Origin of the sequence: Pandoraea capi, from assembly GCF_902459735.1 — a bacterium.
Lineage (GTDB): Bacteria > Pseudomonadota > Gammaproteobacteria > Burkholderiales > Burkholderiaceae > Pandoraea > Pandoraea capi.
Genome location: NZ_CABPRV010000004.1, coordinates 1 through 19,313, shown reverse-complemented (window position 1 = coordinate 19,313; position 19,313 = coordinate 1). Strand labels below are relative to the sequence as shown.

The 19,313-nt window shown below is 59.3% G+C and carries 14 protein-coding genes; 6 read left to right on the top strand and 8 right to left on the bottom strand.

The annotated features are described in order from the left end of the window. Positions 1-75 precede the first annotated feature (75 nt). Positions 76-801, top strand: coding sequence for a GNAT family N-acetyltransferase (locus PCA20602_RS10200; protein ID WP_150721145.1), 726 nt, complete (start codon positions 76-78; stop codon positions 799-801). 153 nt (positions 802-954) lie between these two features. On the opposite strand, the gene PCA20602_RS10195 is transcribed toward PCA20602_RS10200, so the two are convergent. The 3 genes from PCA20602_RS10195 to PCA20602_RS10185 form a co-directional block, all read right to left on the bottom strand. Beyond that, entirely contained in the window at positions 955-2,247 is a 1,293-nt protein-coding gene (locus tag PCA20602_RS10195; RefSeq protein ID WP_150721144.1) for an NCS2 family permease, read from the bottom strand. A gap of 104 nt (positions 2,248-2,351) precedes the next feature. Then, positions 2,352-3,392, bottom strand: a complete 1,041-nt coding sequence (locus tag PCA20602_RS10190) for a porin (protein ID WP_150721143.1) — start codon at positions 3,390-3,392, stop codon at positions 2,352-2,354. Positions 3,393-3,795: 403 nt separating this feature from the next. Continuing rightward, positions 3,796-4,635 carry a metal-dependent hydrolase gene (locus tag PCA20602_RS10185; protein WP_150721142.1) on the bottom strand — a complete coding sequence of 280 codons (840 nt, stop codon included), beginning with the start codon at positions 4,633-4,635 and terminating at the stop codon, positions 3,796-3,798. A gap of 177 nt (positions 4,636-4,812) precedes the next feature. Here PCA20602_RS10185 and PCA20602_RS10180 point away from each other — a divergent pair, with 177 nt between their 5' ends. The 4 genes from PCA20602_RS10180 to PCA20602_RS10165 all read left to right on the top strand — a co-directional run bounded on the left by PCA20602_RS10180 (position 4,813) and on the right by PCA20602_RS10165 (position 9,402). Then, on the top strand, positions 4,813-5,418 hold the full coding sequence (locus PCA20602_RS10180; protein ID WP_246182115.1) for a TetR/AcrR family transcriptional regulator: 606 nt from the start codon (positions 4,813-4,815) through the stop codon (positions 5,416-5,418). 132 nt (positions 5,419-5,550) lie between these two features. Further along, a complete protein-coding gene (locus PCA20602_RS10175; RefSeq protein ID WP_150721141.1) occupies positions 5,551-6,093 on the top strand; it encodes a Na/Pi symporter in 543 nt (180 codons plus the stop codon). 405 nt (positions 6,094-6,498) lie between these two features. Further along, positions 6,499-7,701 (top strand): arabinose transporter, encoded by a 1,203-nt coding sequence (locus PCA20602_RS10170; protein WP_150721140.1) that lies wholly within the window; start codon positions 6,499-6,501, stop codon positions 7,699-7,701. Positions 7,702-8,091: 390 nt separating this feature from the next. Beyond that, the gene (locus tag PCA20602_RS10165; protein ID WP_150721139.1) at positions 8,092-9,402 is read left to right on the top strand and encodes an MFS transporter; all 1,311 of its coding nucleotides are present in this window, start codon (positions 8,092-8,094) and stop codon (positions 9,400-9,402) included. A gap of 151 nt (positions 9,403-9,553) precedes the next feature. Here PCA20602_RS10165 and PCA20602_RS10160 read toward each other — a convergent pair whose 3' ends face one another. Continuing rightward, positions 9,554-11,794, bottom strand: a complete 2,241-nt coding sequence (locus PCA20602_RS10160; protein ID WP_150721138.1) for an NADP-dependent isocitrate dehydrogenase — start codon at positions 11,792-11,794, stop codon at positions 9,554-9,556. A gap of 714 nt (positions 11,795-12,508) precedes the next feature. Between PCA20602_RS10160 and PCA20602_RS10155 the strand changes: the two genes are divergently transcribed. Next, entirely contained in the window at positions 12,509-13,489 is a 981-nt protein-coding gene (locus PCA20602_RS10155; protein ID WP_150721137.1) for a site-specific integrase, read from the top strand. A 405-nt stretch (positions 13,490-13,894) separates the two neighbouring features. On the opposite strand, the gene PCA20602_RS10150 is transcribed toward PCA20602_RS10155, so the two are convergent. The 4 genes from PCA20602_RS10150 to PCA20602_RS25825 form a co-directional block, all read right to left on the bottom strand. After that, positions 13,895-14,794, bottom strand: coding sequence for a DNA adenine methylase (locus PCA20602_RS10150; protein WP_217432405.1), 900 nt, complete (start codon positions 14,792-14,794; stop codon positions 13,895-13,897). 41 nt (positions 14,795-14,835) lie between these two features. After that, positions 14,836-16,296 carry a hypothetical protein gene (locus tag PCA20602_RS10145; protein WP_150721135.1) on the bottom strand — a complete coding sequence of 487 codons (1,461 nt, stop codon included), beginning with the start codon at positions 16,294-16,296 and terminating at the stop codon, positions 14,836-14,838. A gap of 852 nt (positions 16,297-17,148) precedes the next feature. Then, positions 17,149-18,783, bottom strand: a complete 1,635-nt coding sequence (locus PCA20602_RS25830) for a hypothetical protein (protein WP_217432403.1) — start codon at positions 18,781-18,783, stop codon at positions 17,149-17,151. 254 nt (positions 18,784-19,037) lie between these two features. After that, the coding region (locus tag PCA20602_RS25825; RefSeq protein WP_217432401.1) for a hypothetical protein at positions 19,038-19,313 on the bottom strand (276 nt) is incomplete at its 5' end.

Sequence of the window (19,313 nt, the reverse complement as noted above, 5' to 3'; positions counted from 1 at the left end):
CTTTTAATCGTACCACCGACGCGATAACTTGAGCATCAGCACAATACCCAGTCACTTGCCGGAGATGAGACAGACATGACGGACGCCCCGCATTTCAACGAATTCGACCAGCCGGTCGGCCCGCCGCTGCCTGACTGGACGCCGCGTTCGCAGCCGCCGCGCACGCCGATCACCGGGCGTTACTGCCGCCTGGAACCGGTCGACGTCGAGCGTCACGCGAAGGATCTCTTCGAGGCTTATGCGTCGGCTGCCGACGGTCGCGACTGGACCTACATGGGCGGTGGCCCGTTCCCGGACTTCGACAGTTATTACGCGTATGCGACGAAGCTCGCGGCATCGACCGACCCGTTGCATCACGCGGTGATCGATCTGGAGACGGGCAAGGCGGTGGGTACGCTCTCGCTCATGCGTATCGATCCCGCGAACGGCGTCGTCGAGGTGGGTCATGTGGCCTACTCGCCGTTGCTCAAGCGCACGCGCGCGGGCACCGAGGCGCAGTATCTGCTGATGCGTCGCGCGTTCGACGAGTTGGGCTATCGCCGCTACGAGTGGAAGTGCGATGCGCTGAACGCGCCGTCGCGCCGCGCAGCAGCCCGCTATGGCTTCACGTTCGAGGGCATCTTCCGTCAGGCCATCGTCTACAAGGGCCGTAGCCGCGATACCGCGTGGTTCTCGATCATCGACAGCGAATGGCCTGCCATCAGCCGTGGCTTCGAGCAATGGCTCTCGCCGGAGAACTTCGACCTCGAGGGCAAGCATCGCGCCAGTCTGGCGGCGCTGATCTCGGCGGCGAAGTCATGATCGCGAGATAGCGGCGCAGTCATCGCATCCAATCGCATTGGACGGTGTCAACGAAAAGGCCCGCCGGGAAATTCCCCGGCGGGCCTTTTTGTCACGCATATCACGCATATCACGCAGGTCATGCCTGTACCGGCAGCAACCGGTAACGAGCGATCAGCCCGGGAAGAAGATGTACTTCAACACGAAGAGCACTGCGATCACCCATGCTGCCGGATGCACGTCCTTCGCGCGGCCCGTGAACAACTTCAGCACGGCGTACGAGATGAAGCCGAACGCCAGACCCGTGGCGATCGAGTACGTGAACGGCATGGCCAGTGCGGTTAGCGCGGCCGGGGTGGCTTCCGTGATGTCGTCCCACTCGACGTCGAGCAGTTCGCGCAGCATCAGGCCGGCGACATACAACAGCGCGGGCGCAGCGGCGTACGCCGGGACCGAGCCTGCGAGCGGGGCGATGAACAGCGCGAGGATGAACAGCACGGCAATCGTCAGCGCCGTGAGGCCGGTGCGGCCGCCGGCCTGCACGCCCGAAGCGCTTTCGACGTAGGCCGTGGTGCTACTCGTGCCCAACAGCGAACCGATGAAGATGGCGATCGAATCGGCGAAGAGCGCGCGGCCCAGCCCCTTGTAGTGCGTGCCTTCGAGCAGACCGGCGCGCTTGGCCACGCCCATGAGGGTGCCCGTTGCGTCGAACACTTCGACCAGCACGAACGCCAGGATCACGTGCACGAAGCCGGCGTGCAGGGCACCCGGAATATCGAGTTGCAGGAACGTCGGCGCGAGGCTCGGCGGCATGGCGAACACGCCCTGAAACTGGTTCAGGCCCAGCACCATCGAGAGCACCGTCACCACCAGAATCCCGATCAGGATGGCGCCGCGAACCCGCAGGGCGTCGAGCACGGCAATCAGGAAGAAGCCGAAGATCGCCAGCAGCGCCTGCGGCGAGTGGAGGTCGCCCAGACCGATCTTGGTGGCCGGATTGGCCACGACCACGCCGGCGTTACCCAGCGCGATGATCGCGAGGAACAGGCCGATACCTGCGGCGATGGCGCATCGTAACGATTTGGGTACCCCGGCAATCAGCCAGGATCGCACCCCCGTGACCGTCAGGATGATGAACAGACAGCCGGAAATGAACACCGCACCCAGCGCCTGTTGCCACGTGTAGCCCATCGCGCCCACGACCGTGAAGGCGAAGAAGGCGTTCAGCCCCATGCCCGGCGCCATACCGATCGGGTAGTTGGCGACGAAGGCCATCACCACCGAGCCGATGGCGGCCGCAAGACAGGTCGCCACGAACACGGCGCTCTTGTCCATGCCCGTCGTGCCGAGAATGTTGGGGTTGACGAAGATGATGTACGACATGGTCAGGAAGGTCGTGAGACCCGCCACCATTTCCGTCCGTACATTGGAGCCATGCTCCTCGAGTTTGAAGAATTTGGTCAGCAACGTGCTCTCCTTGTGGCTTTGTTATGCCGTTGTCCGTGTGCAGCGGGGGCGCGCGCATTGTACTGCGCGCGAGCCCTTGCCACCGAGTTTGTGAGGCGAGTTTGTCAGAACTTCATGCGCATGCCCACCCCGAAAGTATTCCCGGCGTCGAGCCCGGAAACCTTGTCGTTCAGGTAGGCGGTGTACACGTCGGTGCGCTTGGAGAGGCTGTAGTCGTAGCCGACGGCCCAGGTATTGCGGCTACGATTGTCTGCGCCCGAATTCTTCGTGTAAGCATAGGACGCCATCACATTGCCGCCGCCCAAAGGCACGGTAAAACCGAGCTGGCCGCCGTTGGACGTCAGATTGCCGCCCGTGATCGTGTTCTTGATGTACTGATACTGACCGAAGAGCTTGACCACCTTGAAGTCGTACGTCAGACCCGCTTGCAGGGCCTGCTGATTACGAAAACCGGCGATACCGGCCTGATCGTTGGGCGTCGAATCGAATTTGACCTGCTGATATGCGAGGGTGGCCGCGAGCGGGCCGTGGAAGTACATTGCCGCCGCACTCCACTTGTTCTGTCCGCCTTCGCCGGCCTTGTTGCCGAAAGCGTACGAGACGCTCGCGCCGAGCCCCTTGTAGTCGGGGGTAGCATACATCACCGCGTTGTTCCAGCCGGAGTCACCGACGATCCCCTGACCCGCGAGGCCGAGGAACGTGTGATAGACCATCGGGCTGAACGTATAGGAGTCGACGAACGGGTTGAACAGAATCGTCGAGACGAAATACGACGTGGTGAGCCGGCCCATCGTGACGGTGCCGAGCGTGTTCGATTGCAGACCGACGTAGGCGTTGCGCGAGAAGAAACTGTCGCCCGTGAAGCGGCCGTAGTTGCCGTTTTGCGGCAGGAAGAAGTCTTCCAGCGTGAAGATGGCCTTGAGGCCGTCGCCGAGATCCTCCGAGCCTTTGATTCCCCAGTACGAGGTCGACATGCCGCCGCCGCCCTGCGTCCATGCACGATCGCCGCCGGGGGCTTTGGCCGCGCCGACCCAGGCGTCGACCTGACCGTAGAGCGATACGTTCGATTGTGCGTTGGCGACGCCCGCCGCGCCGCAGACCGCGAGGGCGAGCGCGCCCCGCAGCCAACCTGCTGCCTTGCTCATGAATGTGTCTCCGTCTCGTTTTAGTTTGTGCGTGCCTCTGGATTTCTCTTTTCACCGAAGAGTGCAAGGGGCCCGCCTGAGTCATTGACACACTGACTTCGCATCGCGCGGTGATCGGTGCTGCGTTGAGGTTGAGGCGTGATCATTATTATCAACAGGCGGCAAACGACATATCACGCCGCGTTGATACTCGGTATTCCGTTGTTACCGTCACACTTCGCGGGTTAACACGGGCGGTTTGCCTCTTGCGTTGCCTCGCTTGAACGACTTGCGTAGGGGGGACGGCGTTGTGCAGCCGCGATGGGAGCGATGCCGAGGCGCGTGAATGAGAGGAGATAGAGGAGACAGAGGGGCGGCGCTGGCTGTGAGGGCCAGCGCGATGACGACCTGAGATGACCGCGAATCAGCGTACGGCGCGCCAACTCGCGTTGTGGGCTTCGAGCCAGTTCTGCGCCAGCGACGGATCGCCGTGACGATTCGGATGGAACGACGGCAGCAGGTATTTGAGCATCGGCCCGGTGGTGCGCCAGATGACGCCGTCGCGCCCGAAAAACATCGTGGCGAATCCCCACCACGTTTTCGGTTTGAAGAGCGTGCCGTCGTGCCAGAGGTTGTTGATCGTCTGTGCATGACTTTCGAGGCCGAACATGAGCAGCACGTAAAGATACGTCAGCACGCGTTGCGTCTCGCTGCCGCCCAACGCCCGATACAGATCGAACGCCACGGCCTTGTGCTCGGTTTCCTCCGCGGCGTGCCAGCGCCACATCAGACGCATTTTCGGCTCCGCCTTCGCGAGCCAGCGGTCGTAACGCAATGCGCCGTCGCCAAACACCGCCGTGCAGTGTTCATACGCGGCGGTGATCGCGAGCATGTACATCGGGGAGAGCTTGCGGCGTCGCGCCCAACTGATACGTGTCGTCGCCCAGTTTTCCCAGTGATTCACCAGACCCTGCCGGGCGAGTTGCGCGTTGTACTGGCCATGAAGATGGCGATGCGTCGCTTCCTGACCGATGAACTGCGCGATGTCGGCGCGCAACGTGTCGTAGCGCGCGTCGTCCGGCAAACGGTCCATCGTGTCGCGTACCGAGTCGATGAACGACTGCTCGCCGACGGGAAAACTCATCGACAGCGCGTTGTAGTACATGGTGCGGTACGCGTCGCCGCTATGCCAATGGCGGTCGAAGCCGCTGGCCAGATCGACGGTCAGCTTACGTACGGTCAGGGCGGAAATGTCGTTGCTCATGATGGCGGACCTCGCTTCAAAGTGACGCTTGTGACGCCAATAGCGCCGTCTCTTGAATTTCGTCGTGAATGTGAGCATTATTCATTTTCCAGGCGTTACGCCGCAACTCGCTTCCCGCTCAGATTTTTCGCTATGTCCACACCCAAGCCGCCCGCCACGCCGAATGCCGCGTCCACTATGAGAAAGCGGCCGATGCAGGCGCGCGCGCAGCACACCGTCGAGACGATTTTCGAGGCCACCGCTCAGGTTCTCGACGAAGAAGGCGAGGCGGCGCTCACGACCAATCGCATCGCCAAGAAGGCCGGTTTTTCCATCGGCACGCTGTATCAGTATTTCCCGACCAAAGAGGCGATTCTGCTGGCGATGATTGCGCGCGAGCGCCGTCGCGTGATGGACGAGCAGAACGAACGGCTCGCGCTGGCCGCCGAAGAAGGCGCCGATCCCGAGCGCGTCATCCGTGAGCGCATTCGCCTGCTGGTCGAAGCGTTCGCATCGGGCGGGCGCGTGAAGCGTTCGCTCATCAAGATGGCCTGGCAGATGGATCACCACGAGAACATCATGCAGGCGATGCGCGAGGCGGCCGAGCACATTGCGGTGGCGATGGCGCGCCGCGATGCGCCGGAGATGCGCAAACCCACGTCGGCGATGGTGTTCGTGCTCACGCGCGCCTTCATGGGCACGCTGCGCTCGGCGGTGCTCGAAGACTCGCCGTTGCTTGGCACGCCGGAATTCGAAGACGAGCTTTACCGGTTGTGCTGGGGGCTGTTGCGCGCCGACGGTTAAGTGCGGGTCTTTTGAGTGCGCAACGCAGGCATTGCGCTCGGTCAGAAATGACCGGACTGACGAGGGGGCTGCGGCAGGGCTTACGAAGTTCGATCCACGTTCGATTCACGTTCTCACCGGGGAACGCGTCGCATGGGTGAAATCGTCAAGGCGGTCAGTATTCTGGCCGGGGGCGTCGGCATCTTCCTCATCGGTATGGCCGGCATGATCCGTCTGCCCGATGGCGAGGGTCCGCTCGATGTGCTGCTGCAAGTGGTTGTCGGCTTCGTGCTCACGTGCATCGTGCAGTCGTCGGCGGCGGCCATGGCGATTATGCTCACGGCCGCGCAGAACGGTCTGCTGAGCGCGCAGGGTGCGGCGGCGGTCGTGATCGGCGCGAACGTCGGCACGACCGACACGGCGGTAATCGCTGCCATCGGCGCCACGCCCAACGCGCGGCGCGCATCGATGGCGCACGTCGCGTTCAAGGTGGTGGCGGCGGCCGTCGCGCTACTGCTGTTGCCGTGGATGATCCGCGCCATTGCGACCGGCATGTCGTGGACGGGCTATGCCGCCGATCCCGCCATCAAACTTGCCATCTTCCATACGACGTTCAACGCGCTCGGTGTGCTGCTGATGATTCCGCTCGCCGTTGCCTTGCTTCATGCGGCCGGCGTCGATACCGTGATGCCGTGACGCCCGCCATTCGTTGAAACGAGGGCCTTGGATGACGCCGGTTTCACGCCCTGTGTACGTCTCTTGCGCAACGCAACATGCGTGGCTAGAATGGTTGCAGATTTTTGGCATCGGCAGAACGTTCGCTGGTGTCACGTAAGCGTTCACGTGAAACAACGCATTCTCCGCGACAGCGGCCGGACGATCCGGCACGTCGGTCGAGGGGCGTGCGTTCGCCGGTGAACGACCGGGCAGCCCATTCAGCGCTGCGCCGGATTCTCTGAGCGCCACAAGCGCCGTCTCCCCGATTTGTACGTTTCGATACCGATGCCCGGTTGCGGTTGTTCGTCCGCCGGTCGGCGTCTGGTATCCGCCATTTGTCGTTCGTTGTCCAGCGTCTCCCGGCAACCCATGGAGTCTTCTCGCATGTCGTCCTCTGCTGCATCGGCCAATCATGTGGCCACCGCGCCGCCCAACGCTACGGCGTTGCTCGTGCGCTTTTCGTTAAACGTTTTTCTCGCGTGCCTGACCATCGGCATGTCGCTCTCCGTCGTGCCGCTGTTCGTGCACAACACCTTGGGGTATCACAACGTCGTCGTCGGGTTTGCGGTGGGCGTGCAGTCGCTCGCCACGGTGCTCACTCGCAAGTTTGCGGGACGCACCGCCGACCAGCGCGGTGCGCGCGTTGCATTGGTGCGCGGCTTGTCGTTCGTCGGGCTGTCCGGCATTGCCCTGCTCGCCACAAGCTGGCTGACAATTGCTCCCGAGCCGCGTCTGGCGGTACTGACGGTGGCGCGTCTGCTGCTTGGCGTGGGCGAAAGCCTTTGCATTACCGGCACCTTGACTTGGGCCATTGCCAGCCTCGGCGCGCAACAGTCGGGCCGGGTGATGTCGTGGACAGGCGCTGCCGTTTTCGGCGGATTCGCCGTGGGCGCGCCGCTGGGACTCGCGCTCTATGGGCCGACGGCGCTGACCGGCGTGGCGATCGCGATCTGTCTGTTGCCGCTGGCCGGCTGGGCCGTCATCTCGCGGATTCCGGCGGTCGCGCCGGCGCATCAGGCGGGTGGCGGGCTGCCGTATGCGGAAGTGCTGCGTATCGTCTTCCTGCCGGGGCTCGCGCTCGCGTTGCAGGGTGTCGGGTTCGCGGTGGTCGGGGCGTTCGTGGTGTTGTACTTCGAGGCGTCGCGCTGGGCGGGGGCCGCTGTCGCGCTGTCGGCATTCGGTCTGGCGTTCGTGCTGATGCGACTCATCGGCGGACGCTGGCCGGAGCGCTTCGGTAACCTGCGTGTCGCGCAAGTGTCGCTGGCGGTGGAGGCGATCGGCTTGCTGGTCGTCTGGCAGGCGCCGGTGGCGTGGCTGGCGTTGCTCGGCACGGCATTGGCAGGTGCGGGCGCGTCGCTGATTTTCCCGTCGCTGGGGATTGAAGTGGTCAAGCGTGCGCCGGCCGCGAGTCGCGGCACCAGTCTGGGCACGTATGCCGCGTTTCAGGACATCGCGATTCTGACGACCGGGCCGCTCGCCGGTGCGGTCGCCAACCCTTTCGGTTATCGCGCCGTGTTCCTGTGTGGCGCGGTGGCGGCGGTCGTGGGGGTATTCGTCGTCGTCGCCTTACGTGCACGTCGGCGCTGATCTCAGCGTCGGCGGCAGTGTCGAGCGGATTGCGCGCGTCGTGGTGATGGCGAAGGGTTGCCCCTTCGCCACGTCCTGGCTTTCGTCATTCGCCCAAAGACTGAGGAAGCGTTCCAGATCGAGCGGTGTCCTATGGTTTACAATCCGCGTCGGCCTCCCAACAACAAGAGGGGATGGCAGGGTGAGAAACGTTGCGTCACGGCTTGCGGGCCGCGCGCGACGTCCGGAGACAATGCCTCCGGACCCCGCGGGATCGATTCTCGTACGACGGGAATCGTGAGGTCTTCAGAGCGGTCGAGTCGGTAAGGCAGCGTGATCGGTGCGAGTGGTCCGGGTGCAGCGTTGCAGTCAATTCAGGCTGCCTGGCAGCCGAGGTTCGAAGTGGAGACCATGAGTACTATCGCTAGCGGTATCAAAGCCAACGCGCATACGCGCGAGATCGAGGCGCAAGCCTACGCAAAAGCGACCTGGCGTTTGTTGCCGTTCCTTTTCCTGTGTTACGTCGCGGCCTATCTGGACCGTGTGAATGTCGGCTTCGCCAAGCTGCAAATGCTGAACGACCTCCAGTTCAGCGAGACCGTGTACGGTCTGGGCGCCGGCATCTTCTTCATCGGTTACTTCTTCTTCGAAGTGCCGAGCAACATCATCATGCACAAGGTCGGTGCGCGTCGCTGGATCGCGCGCATCATGATCTCGTGGGCGGTGCTCTCGGCAGCGACGCTGCTCGTCAAGACACCCACGCAGTTCTACCTCGTGCGTTTCTTCCTCGGCGTGGCCGAGGCCGGCTTCTTCCCGGGCATCGTGCTGTATCTGACCTACTGGTTCCCGGCGCAGCGTCGCGGCCGCATGAACGCGCTGTTCATGATCGGCATTCCCATCGCCGGTGTGTTCGGCGGCCCGCTCTCGGGCTGGATTCTGGCGGCATTCAACGGCGTGGGCGGCTGGGCGGCCTGGCAATGGCTGTTCTTCATCGAAGCCATTCCGTCGGTGATTCTGGGCGTCGTGACCCTGATGTATCTGCCGAACGGCATTCGCGCTGCGAAGTGGCTGACCGAGGACGAGAAGGCGATTCTCGAACACAACATCGCGCAGGACAGCGCGGGCAAGGCGCAGCAAACGGTGGCGTCGGTGTTCTCGAATGGCCGCGTGTGGCGCATGGCGCTGATCTATTTCTGCTGCATGATGGGTCTTTACGGCATCGGCTTCTACCTGCCGACGCTCATCAAGGCCAGCGGCGTGAAGAGCGCATTGGACGTCGGTCTGCTGACCGCGATTCCCTATGCGTGCGCCGTCGTCAGCATGATCACCGTGGCGCGTAGCTCGGACCGCACGCGTGAGCGTCGCTGGCACTTCGCGGTGGTGTCGTTCGCCGGTGCCGTGGGTCTGTACCTGAGCACGGTGTGGGGCAACAATGTGCCGCTCGCCATGGTGGCGCTGTCGGTCGGTACGGCGGGCATGCTCGCGACGATGCCGGTGTTCTGGACGTACCCGAGCGCGCTGCTCGTCGGTGGCTCGGCGGCTGCGGCCATCGGCATGATCAACTCGATCGGCAACCTCGCGGGCTTCGTGAGCCCGTTCGTCATCGGCTGGCTCAAGGACGTGACGCAGAGCACCAACGCGGGCATGTACTGCGTGTCGGCGGCGCTCGCCCTGGGCGCTGTGCTGGCGCTCACGCAATCGAAGGAGCAGGTCAACCGCTAACACTAAGGGCTGACGCAAAAAAACGCCGCTTCGATTTTTGTCGAAGCGGCGTTTTTATTTGCCTTTCGCAGCGCGACCGACTTCCGTCTGCCTCATTGCGACCGGGCGGTCACGAAGACTGCCCGGTAATGCGGTGCGATGACCTGATGACTCAGGCCTTCGCGACGCTGGCCAGTGCGGCGTTGAACGTCTTGCTCGGACGCATGACTTGTTCGAGCTTGGCGAAGTCCGGCTTGTAATAGCCGCCGATGTCGGTCGGCTTGCCTTGCACGTCGGTGAGTTCGCCGACGATAGCCTTCTCGTTCTCGGCCAGTTGCTTGGCGAGCGGTGCGAAGAGCTTGGCCAGTTCGGCGTCGTCCTTCTGATCGGCCAGTTCCTGCGCCCAGTACATCGACAGATAGAACTGGCTGCCGCGGTTGTCCAGCTCACCGGTCTTCGGCGACGGACCCTTGTTGTTGTCGAGCAGCTTGCCCGTGGCGGCGTCGAGCGTCTTGGCGAGGATCTTGGCGCGGGCGTTGCCCGTCTTGATGCCGAGGTCTTCCAGCGAGACGGCCAGCGCCAGGAATTCACCGAGCGAGTCCCAGCGCAGGTGGTTTTCTTCCACCAGTTGCTTGACGTGCTTCGGTGCCGAGCCGCCGGCGCCCGTTTCGTACATGCCGCCACCGGCCATGAGCGGCACGATCGAGAGCATCTTGGCGCTGGTGCCGAGTTCCATGATCGGGAACAGGTCGGTCAGGTAGTCGCGCAGAATGTTACCGGTCACCGAGATGGTGTCCAGACCGCGGATCACGCGCTCCAGGGTGTAACGCATGGCGCGCACTTGCGACATGATCTGGATATCGAGACCGTTGGTGTCGTAATCCTTCAGGTACGTTTCGACCTTCTTGATCAGTTCGGCTTCGTGCGGACGGTACGGGTCGAGCCAGAACACGGCCGGCATGCCCGAGTTACGCACGCGATTGACGGCGAGCTTCACCCAGTCGCGGATCGGGGCGTCCTTGACCTGGCACATACGCCAGATGTCGCCGGCTTCCACGTTCTGCGAGAGCAGCACTTCGCCCGTGGCGATGTCGACGATGTTCGCCACGCCGTCTTCGGCGATTTCGAACGTCTTGTCGTGCGAGCCGTACTCTTCAGCCTTCTGCGCCATCAGGCCGACGTTCGGCACCGTACCCATGGTGGTCGGGTCGAACGCGCCGTTCGTCTTGCAGAAGTTGATGATTTCCTGATAGATGCGGGCGAACGTGCTTTCCGGGATCACGGCCTTCGTGTCCTTCGGACGGCCGTCGGCGCCCCACATCTTGCCGCCGATGCGGATCATGGCCGGCATCGAGGCGTCGACGATCACGTCGTTCGGTGCGTGCAGGTTCGAGATGCCCTTGGCCGAGTCGACCATCGCCAGTTCCGGGCGGTGTTCGTGGCAGGCGTGCAGATCGCGGATGATCTCTTCGCGTTGCGTGCTCGGCAGCGATTCGATCTTCTCGTACAGGTTCACGAGACCGTTGTTGACGTTCACGCCCAGTTCGTCGAACAGCTTGCCGTGCTTCTCGAAGGCTTCCTTGTAGAAGATCTTCACGGCGTGGCCGAACACGATCGGGTGCGAGACCTTCATCATCGTGGCCTTCACGTGCAGCGAGAACATGACGCCGGTCTTGCGTGCGTCTTCCATCTGTTCTTCATAGAACTCGCACAGTGCCTTCTTGCTCATGAACATGCTGTCGATGATTTCGCCGTCGAGCAGCGAGACCTTCGGCTTGAGCACGATCGTCTTGCCGCTGTTCGTGACGAGTTCCATCTTGACGTCGCGGGCCTTGTCGATCGTCATCGACTTTTCGCCGTGGTAGAAGTCGCCATGCTTCATGTGCGCGACGTGCGTGCGCGAAGCCATGCTCCACTCGCCCATGCTGTGCGGGTGCTTCTTGGCGTAGTTCTTGACGGCCAGCGGTGCGCGGCGATCCGAGTTGCCTTCGCGCAGGACCGGGTTCACGGCCGAGCCGAGGCACTTCGAGTAGCGCTTCTGGATGGCTTTCTCTTCGTCGGTCTTCGGGTCTTCCGGATAGTCCGGCACCTTGTAGCCCTTCGACTGGAGTTCCTTGATGGCGCTCTGGAGCTGGAACACCGAAGCGCTGATGTTCGGCAGCTTGATGATGTTCGTGTCCGGGTCTTGCGTCAGACGGCCGAGTTCGGCGAGGTTGTCCGGCACGCGCTGTTCTTCGGTGAGGAATTCGGGGAATTCACCGAGGATACGGCCCGAGACCGAGATGTCGCTCGTCTCGACCGCAACGCCGGCCGGAGCGGCGAACGTGCGGATGATCGGCAGGAAGGAGGCGGTGGCCAGAAGCGGAGCTTCGTCGGTCAGGGTGTAGATGATGCTGGGTTGCTGCGTACTCATCGCTGGTCTCGGATTCAAGAATCAGGAAAAGGTGGGGGAACGCCGCCGACTGGGGTGACAGTCCGCTAGCCATGACTAATTTCCTCGATTGTGACACGGGTCGGGGGCAAAACTGAAATGCCTTTTCGTAATGTGAATGCTTGGGTCTTATATAAGACTGCCATGGAAGTGCCCATAACTTCGATGAAAACCCCGCAGGGTGGGGCGGGGGTGCGGGGGATAGGGGCGCGCTCGTGGGTGTGGGTGCGGGTTTTTGCGATCGCTGGAAAATTTCTATAAATAAAATCTATAGAAGAGTGCGAGCGAATTTCCGGTGCGAGGCTGCGTTCTCGTGAGCGTCGACAAATTTTTTCTTGGGGGTGGCGCGGCTGCTCTGAGACGGGGTGATGCTAATGCGGAAGCTTGAAGATGCTGAAAGGATGCGAATCCGGGAGGGAGAGCGAGGTGAAGTCGCGGGCCTGGAGTTCTGGACGCGGCAGGATGAGACGATGGCGGCTCATGGTGGCGTTCGATACGCTTATTGCAAAAGCGAACGCCGAATGCAAAAAGGGCCGACGTATCGTCGGCCCTTCGAATCTGGTGGGTGGTACAGGGATTGAACCTGTGACCCCTGCCGTGTGAAGGCACGTGAGAGACCAAATAGCTACGCACCTTTCCGGGTGGATTCTGCGTTCATAGGACGCGTACAGGACCCCTGACGCGAAATGACCGTAGATGGGAACGATTAGCAAGTATGTAGCGAAAAGTGGTGCAGTAACATTTCAAGCAAAGGTGCGGCGGAAGGGGGCACCCACCCAAACGCGGAGTTTCCATGAGAAGAAGGACGCCGAAAAGTGGGTAAGGGCCGCCGAGGCGGCGCTGGATCGTGGGGAGCTACCGAAGCCTAACAAGCCGCAGCCGGGCGGTCTGAACACTTTAGCGGACGTGCTGCGGCGATACCGGGATACCGTTTGTCCGGACCATCGCGGCGGGTGGATCGAGGTTCTGAAGATCAACGAATGGCTTCGAGAGCATGATTTTGTGCGAACGCCGCTCGTTGGCGTGGATGCTGCGTTCATGGCCGCGTGGAGAGATGCGCGGCTGAAAGAGGTCAAGCCGGGGTCCGTTGCCCGTCAAATGAACTTGCTCTTTGCCGCCATCAATCGAGCTAGGGCGGAATGGAGCTGTGCCATCCCGGAGTGCAAGGTCGCAAGGCCGAAAAGTCCGCCGCATCGTGACCGCATTCTCAGCGAGGACGAGGAAGAGGAATTGTCCGCTAAGGCGGGGGAGTTTAGGCCAGTCATCGATTTCGCTGTAGCCACCGCCATGAGGCAAGGTGAAATTGCTGCGCTCAAGTGGGCGGACATCGATTTGTCGCGCAAGGTTGCCCGTTTGCATACATCCAAGAATGGTCTTCCTCGTGACGTACCGCTATCGACCAAAGCGATTGCCGCGCTGGACGGCCTAGAGCAGGGCGACGGGCTGGTGTTCCAGATGAGCGCGGAGGCGATGAAGCGCCGATTTATCCGTCTCGTTCGGAGTGTAGGAATCGAAGGATTGCGTTTTCATGATCTTCGCCACACGGCAATCACCCGATATGCTCGTGCAGGCTTGAACCCGATTCAACTGGCGGTGATCAGTGGGCACAAGGATATTCGCATGCTCTCTCGCTACACTCACCTGAAGGCTGACGAGTTGGTCGGACTGATGGGGTGATCGTCCGGTAAACGGCGTGCGGCGAGGTACTGGGCCTTGCCGCTCGGTTGAGCCCTTGGTAGGCCGTCAGTCCTGCGGAGCATGAGTTGTTGCGTGACCGACCCAGGCGTTGGATGCCTCTTTCTTCACTCGCTCAAGAGCGTGCCTGCCAGGTAATTTTGTTGGTCATGCCGATTTCCAGCGCGTTATAGGCCCACTTTGTGAAGGTCGTGCGCGCACAAGATGTTCAGAGCTATTGACGGGAAATCATTCGCTTGCGCTTGTTAACCAGCGCGCTATTTGAGGGGGGGGGCTGGCAGATTCCAGAAGTTGCTGCGATGCGGTGACGTGGCGCAAGGCTTAGCGCGACCTGAAGCGGTATGCCAATCTGGATCCCACTTAGGTCGCGAAAACGGGCGGCTGAAACTAGTCGCTAACGATGGGTGAGATGGCGTCGACTTCGGCAGCGTGTAGCTGCGGCGTTCCATCATAGACAGGGACGGGTATCACAAGGTTCGATATCGCGAGTTCCTGTGCCGTGCGGCTCGACTTGACGTTGTAATCGAGGTAGATCGGCTGAACCGTGTTATTGGCGTAGAGCTCTCGAATTCGAGGATGGTCATCGTAGCTCAGCAACCAGGGATAGCCTTGGCTTTGAAGAAACGCCGCGAGCTCTGCGTGATCGCTATCCGCATAGTGATGGCGATAGAGTTTGCGCCCCTGTTGATAGTAAGGTGGGTCGACATAGACAAACGCGAATCCCGTGGCAAGCTGCTCAGTGTTGGCCCGCATAAACGATATTGCGTCGCCCCAGTGGACGCTGACATGCCCCGCGAATGCAGCGGCCGCTCGAATCTGCCGAATAATCTTTTCCTTGTTGAATCGACAATCGATCTTGTACTCGGACGCCTGACTTTCGCCGCCAATCGGACCGGCACCAATGATGCCTGAGAAGTTGGTACGGTTAAAAAAGAGACCAGCCACCCCAAGCTGAAGTAGCGTATATCGGCCATCTGCGGGGTTGGCAATGTCTCGGGTAGGCTGCAGCTCAAGCCAGGTTTCCATCGAGACAGGACATGTATCGACAGCTGCGCAGAGAGAGTCCGTCTGATTGAATACGCACCACCAGAACGCGTAAACGAGCGGATCCTTTTCGACGAGTACCGCATCGCTGACGAATCCCAGTCGCAGCAGTTCCAACGAAACAGAGGCGCCGCCGGCAAATGGCTCATAAAAAGTGCAGCCATTCAGGTAGTTTTCTTCAATCACGCCGCTTACGTATGCCGCGAGACGGGCCTTTCCACCGGGGTAGCGCAGTGGGCTCATGGGCTCGTTGCGAGGGAGGGGGCTCTTTCTTCTGGCCATCGTTAATTGTCTTCCAAAATATACTTTATCGTTCCGCGCAGATGATTTGCATACGTCTCCAGGGCATTCACGTCGATGCCTTGGTACTTGATGTGAGTCATTGCGTCGAGGTACTGTTTCGCCTGTTGCGTATGGTGGCCACCGAGAACCTTGCAGATGTTGTTTTCTGCGAAGACCCCGTTACCAAAGTTCTTTGCGAAATTAATTAGATCGCCAAGCCCTGGATCCCAACCTGCTTTCGGAGCCTGCTTGATGAGTTCACCCCACTTCTTCGCCCGTTTGATCTTGTACACCAGCGCGCACTCAAAAAGCGCTCGCATCATCAATGACGCGGCGATGGGCAGCTTTGTGTGGTCGATCCTTTTGATTTCTTGAGTGAGCTTTATGAGGTTATCGTCGACCACGTGGCATTCAAGGTTTTCAAAGAAAACAGATGCTTTGGGTGCCTTCGGCCTTGCAGCGCCGGCTGCTGGCGAAGGGGACGCGGGGGACGGCGAGGCAGGTTGCGCGGTCGGTGAGCTCGTAGTCGGGGTTGCCGGTGACGCACTAGTCGGTAAGGCTACTCCCTTGCGCGTGGCTGGCGCATTTATCGCTGCCTTGCCTTCGGGCGTTTTCAGGAACCCGTCGAAGTAGTCGAGAGGTTGGGTACGCGTGTCATGTCGAGGGCGGCCTCTGACTGGATCCGGAAGCAAAAAGTCGCGCGCTATCGCCGTCATTTGTTCGCGAAAAACGTCGGGCGGTAGTTCGCTGACTGGGTTCTGGTCGGCATCGAAAGACAGGCGCAAGATGCGTTGAGTGTCTTTGAGCGTGTAGAAGCGTGTGTACGGGGTGGTTACGAGTTTCTCGTTTTCGAGAGCAGCCCGCTCGTCGGCCGTCCATGTATCGAGGCCAAGTGCGTATTGCAGAAGACGATAGGGCTTCACGAGCTTGCGAATTGCGCTTGCGGTCGTGCCTAGTGCCTCCGCAACGTCCTCGATGGATGCGCGTTCGAGCATGCGCACCGCGCGGCGCATCTTGGCGACCGGAGACCACGGCTTTGCTCCCTGTTCGGTGTGGCGCTTCTGCAGGATGGGGTCGGCAGCTTGACGGTTAGGTGCAACGTCAACGCTAATGGACCGCAAAGCTGCTTTGACCGAAGCATTGGCAACGGGGAACCGGTCGGCAAACTCCGCTGGGATCAGGGACGGCTTAAGAAGCATCTGGCAAGCAGCGATCCGGCGGTTGCCTTCGAGCACGACCTGCTTGCCGTCCTCTTCAACCGTGATCACGCGCTCTCCAGGAAAAAGACCACCATTCTTGGCGATGCCTCGGGCTAGCTCCAGAACGCCCTCAAGCGTCAAGAGTTTGAGGCGGATCTCTGCCTGGCTTGCGTTGGTACTCAGCTCGATCCGTGGATTCAGAAGGTCTAGCTGGATTTTTCGAGGATCAAGTTCTGCAGTAGTCCAGCCGGTTTTGGCCGCCATATATTGCCCCGGAAACGTTATTTTTTGATCGTGATGGTATACATGATATCGCCTCGGCGCGCTACACCCTCCCTCTGTAACGTCGGGCTGCACGCTGTCGAGCTTTTTCCGACATGAAATCGAGGTATTCCGCAACGGCGCTGTTGCTTCTGCCGATGTTCAGGCCCTCCCGTGCTCGGGTACTGCGCGATCTTCTATTCGGATGAATAAAGCCCGGCTCAATGGCCGCGCTTTAATGTGGTTGATGAAGGGGCCGCGGTTAATCGACGAAGATGATGCCGGAGCTGAAGCCGTCACACAAACGACCTGCCAATTGCACAGTTGGGGGGGGCCTAATCGAGTCAGTCGACCTGACGCTGGCTGCCGCAGCCGTTCTCGTTCGCAGCGCACGGCCCCTGCCTACTGTGGGCGGTCGCCTCGCTGACGCACCTGAGAGGTGTTTGCGTAGGGACGCAGACAAGACGCGCGAACCGATTTGGCGGGGGGGGGGGCTAATGAATGTTTCCTGGGCGGCGTGATCCTTCTTACCTCACTTGAGATGACTTAGTCGCCTGTTGAGCGTAGGGCCGAGACACAGGAGATGTCGTCTTCCTGAATGGTGCCGGAAAGTGGGCGAGTGAAGAGGATGGCGCGTGTTTGGAACGGATCCTCTTGTCGCGCCGCCTATGCGTGTTGATCCACGTATATAGACCGAGACCTAATCTGTCGGGCAAAGTCAGATTAAGTCTCGGGGCGACTGTTCGTTGCCAGTGGCTGTGATCGCCCACTGCCGAAACTCACCATTCCGGAAAAACGGCCTAGCGACGTCCACCCTCGCTGAAGCAAAAAAGATCGCTGTTCCTTTGCTGCGACTCAAAGATCGTCTTCAATCATTTGCCGCGGCTGTAACGTCTTGGCCTTAAAGCCGTTTGTGAATTGATCGACAATCGCCGTGCCGGAAAAGTATTCTGCGTTATACCAGCGATGGTGCTTTGCGACGCCATCCAGTGCAAAACGATAAGCCAGTTGCCGCTCTGGATTCTTGATTGCTTCCGAGAACATATCGACTGTGGGCATCCAGTCGTAAAGATATCGACACTCGTCCAATATAATCATATCCATGAACATTGGGGTGTCCTTGGCTTTGTAGCTCCACCGCAAAGTTTTTTCTATATTTACATGGTACGGCGTTGCCACTTGCCTGAATAAAGCCTCGATCGACTGATGAAACAAGACGAGATCGCAGAATTGGTGGAAATCTGAAAATTTATGCGATTTATACATGCTCTTGAATCTTTCGGACAAGAAATTTTCCTGATCTCTTCCCTCGGACAAGAGAAATGATAGTCGCATTAAGCTGTCAATGAGATTTTTCTTGTTTCCGTCAATATCCAATTGAGAAATAAATAGATCGGCAAACTTTGCGAACTCTTCATCCGTGAATACAAATTGTGGGTAATTCGAGTCTTTTTTATTCAATCCTTTGTCGAGTGCGGCAAGCGTCCAGAGGAGGGGATATTCGCCTGAATCAGCAATAACATCGCCGCCAATCTCATCTTCTTGCGTTTCATTGAAATGAAATAGATTTTCTAATTTCTTTTTTAGTAGGGGATCATCTTTGATATCAAAAAACTTGCCAAATAGTGAGTTGTTTTTTGGGAATCTGTTGTAAGGGGATATAAGGCTTGCGTGATCCATCAGCAGGCGAGTTACAAATTGGCTATAGTAATGATCAAGATTGGATAGAACCATTTCGTACCACTGGTCTGGATCAAGGCCGAGCGCAACCGGACCTTCGCTAAAGTCGTGTTCCGAATCTTCGCCCTCGATAAAGCTCTTGGGATACAAGTAGCAAGCAACTAGTTTTGCCAATAGCATACGGCCATTGGAGTCCTGCTCTTCGGTGGGCAGAGAGAAGTTTGTTATCAAAACTCCCGGCGAATTGAGTGAGTGTTTGGCAAGAACCCGAGTAAGTGCGGTTAATGTTTTTTGCTTTTTATTTCGGTTTGGTAGTGGGCCGCAAAAATCCAAATAAATGATATCAAAGCGTTGAGGGGATGCCTCCACAAATGCGTCCAGTCCACCATTGATTATTTTTATGAATGGGAATTCGGAACTGAGAGCCGATACTACTGCCTCGGAATACGTTGAGTTCTCGGACTCAAATGCCCAGATATTTTCTGGAAGAACGCCCGCTTCGCAAAAAACTCTTAGATCATTTTCTGGATTTGGACCCGAAAGATAGGCAATCTTAAGGTTTGCGGCAGTTCTTGATTGAATAATTGAGTCGTAAAATGACTCCCATCGCTCAATTGTACTGTTGGATAAATTGTTCGCCACTTTGGTGTCCAGTGGATTTTTCGCGTTGAGGATATGATCTTTTACGGCGCGAACGTATGAGCGTGGTGTCAATGTAGACGACGTTCGGTTTTTCGTGAGTGCTGAAATGGCGTTACTTATAACGATGTGCCTAGCCTTGTTTTTTACTGACTGCGTGTAAGATGTCATTTGATTTTAATGTTTGTTAGGTAAGTTGAATCTGTCTAGCTCGCCATATATGGCTCGCAGTTCCGGATTGTGGACGATCCAGAGAGTGATGTCGAACGTGGTGAAACTGGCCGAAGCGAGTCAGTCGATCTGACGCTGCCAGTTCGATTCGATCAAACCTTTCAAATATCACGTCTGTATGCTCACTTGCCGCGCAGAGTTCGATGTTGGAGTAGTTGCTAGGAGGCTGAGCTGGTGGAGCGTTTAGTGAAACGTCATTTTTCCACCTTGCGCGTCACCTTGAATGCCGCGCTCTCCTGCATCCCCGGTTCGGGCCATTGGTGGGTAAATTCGTTACCGCGCAGCCACCCGAGCACGTGCATCAGATTTTTCAAATCGCTATCGCTAAGGCTACACGTCCAGTTTCTCCATCCGGTCCAGCCCGGTCGCCAAGCGCATAAGGTGCCGCCGTCCTGACCTGCCCCCTGCAAACAGGGCCAGCCGGAGTCTAGTAAAGTTCGTTTTCGGAGAAGAAGACGAACATGAAGAAG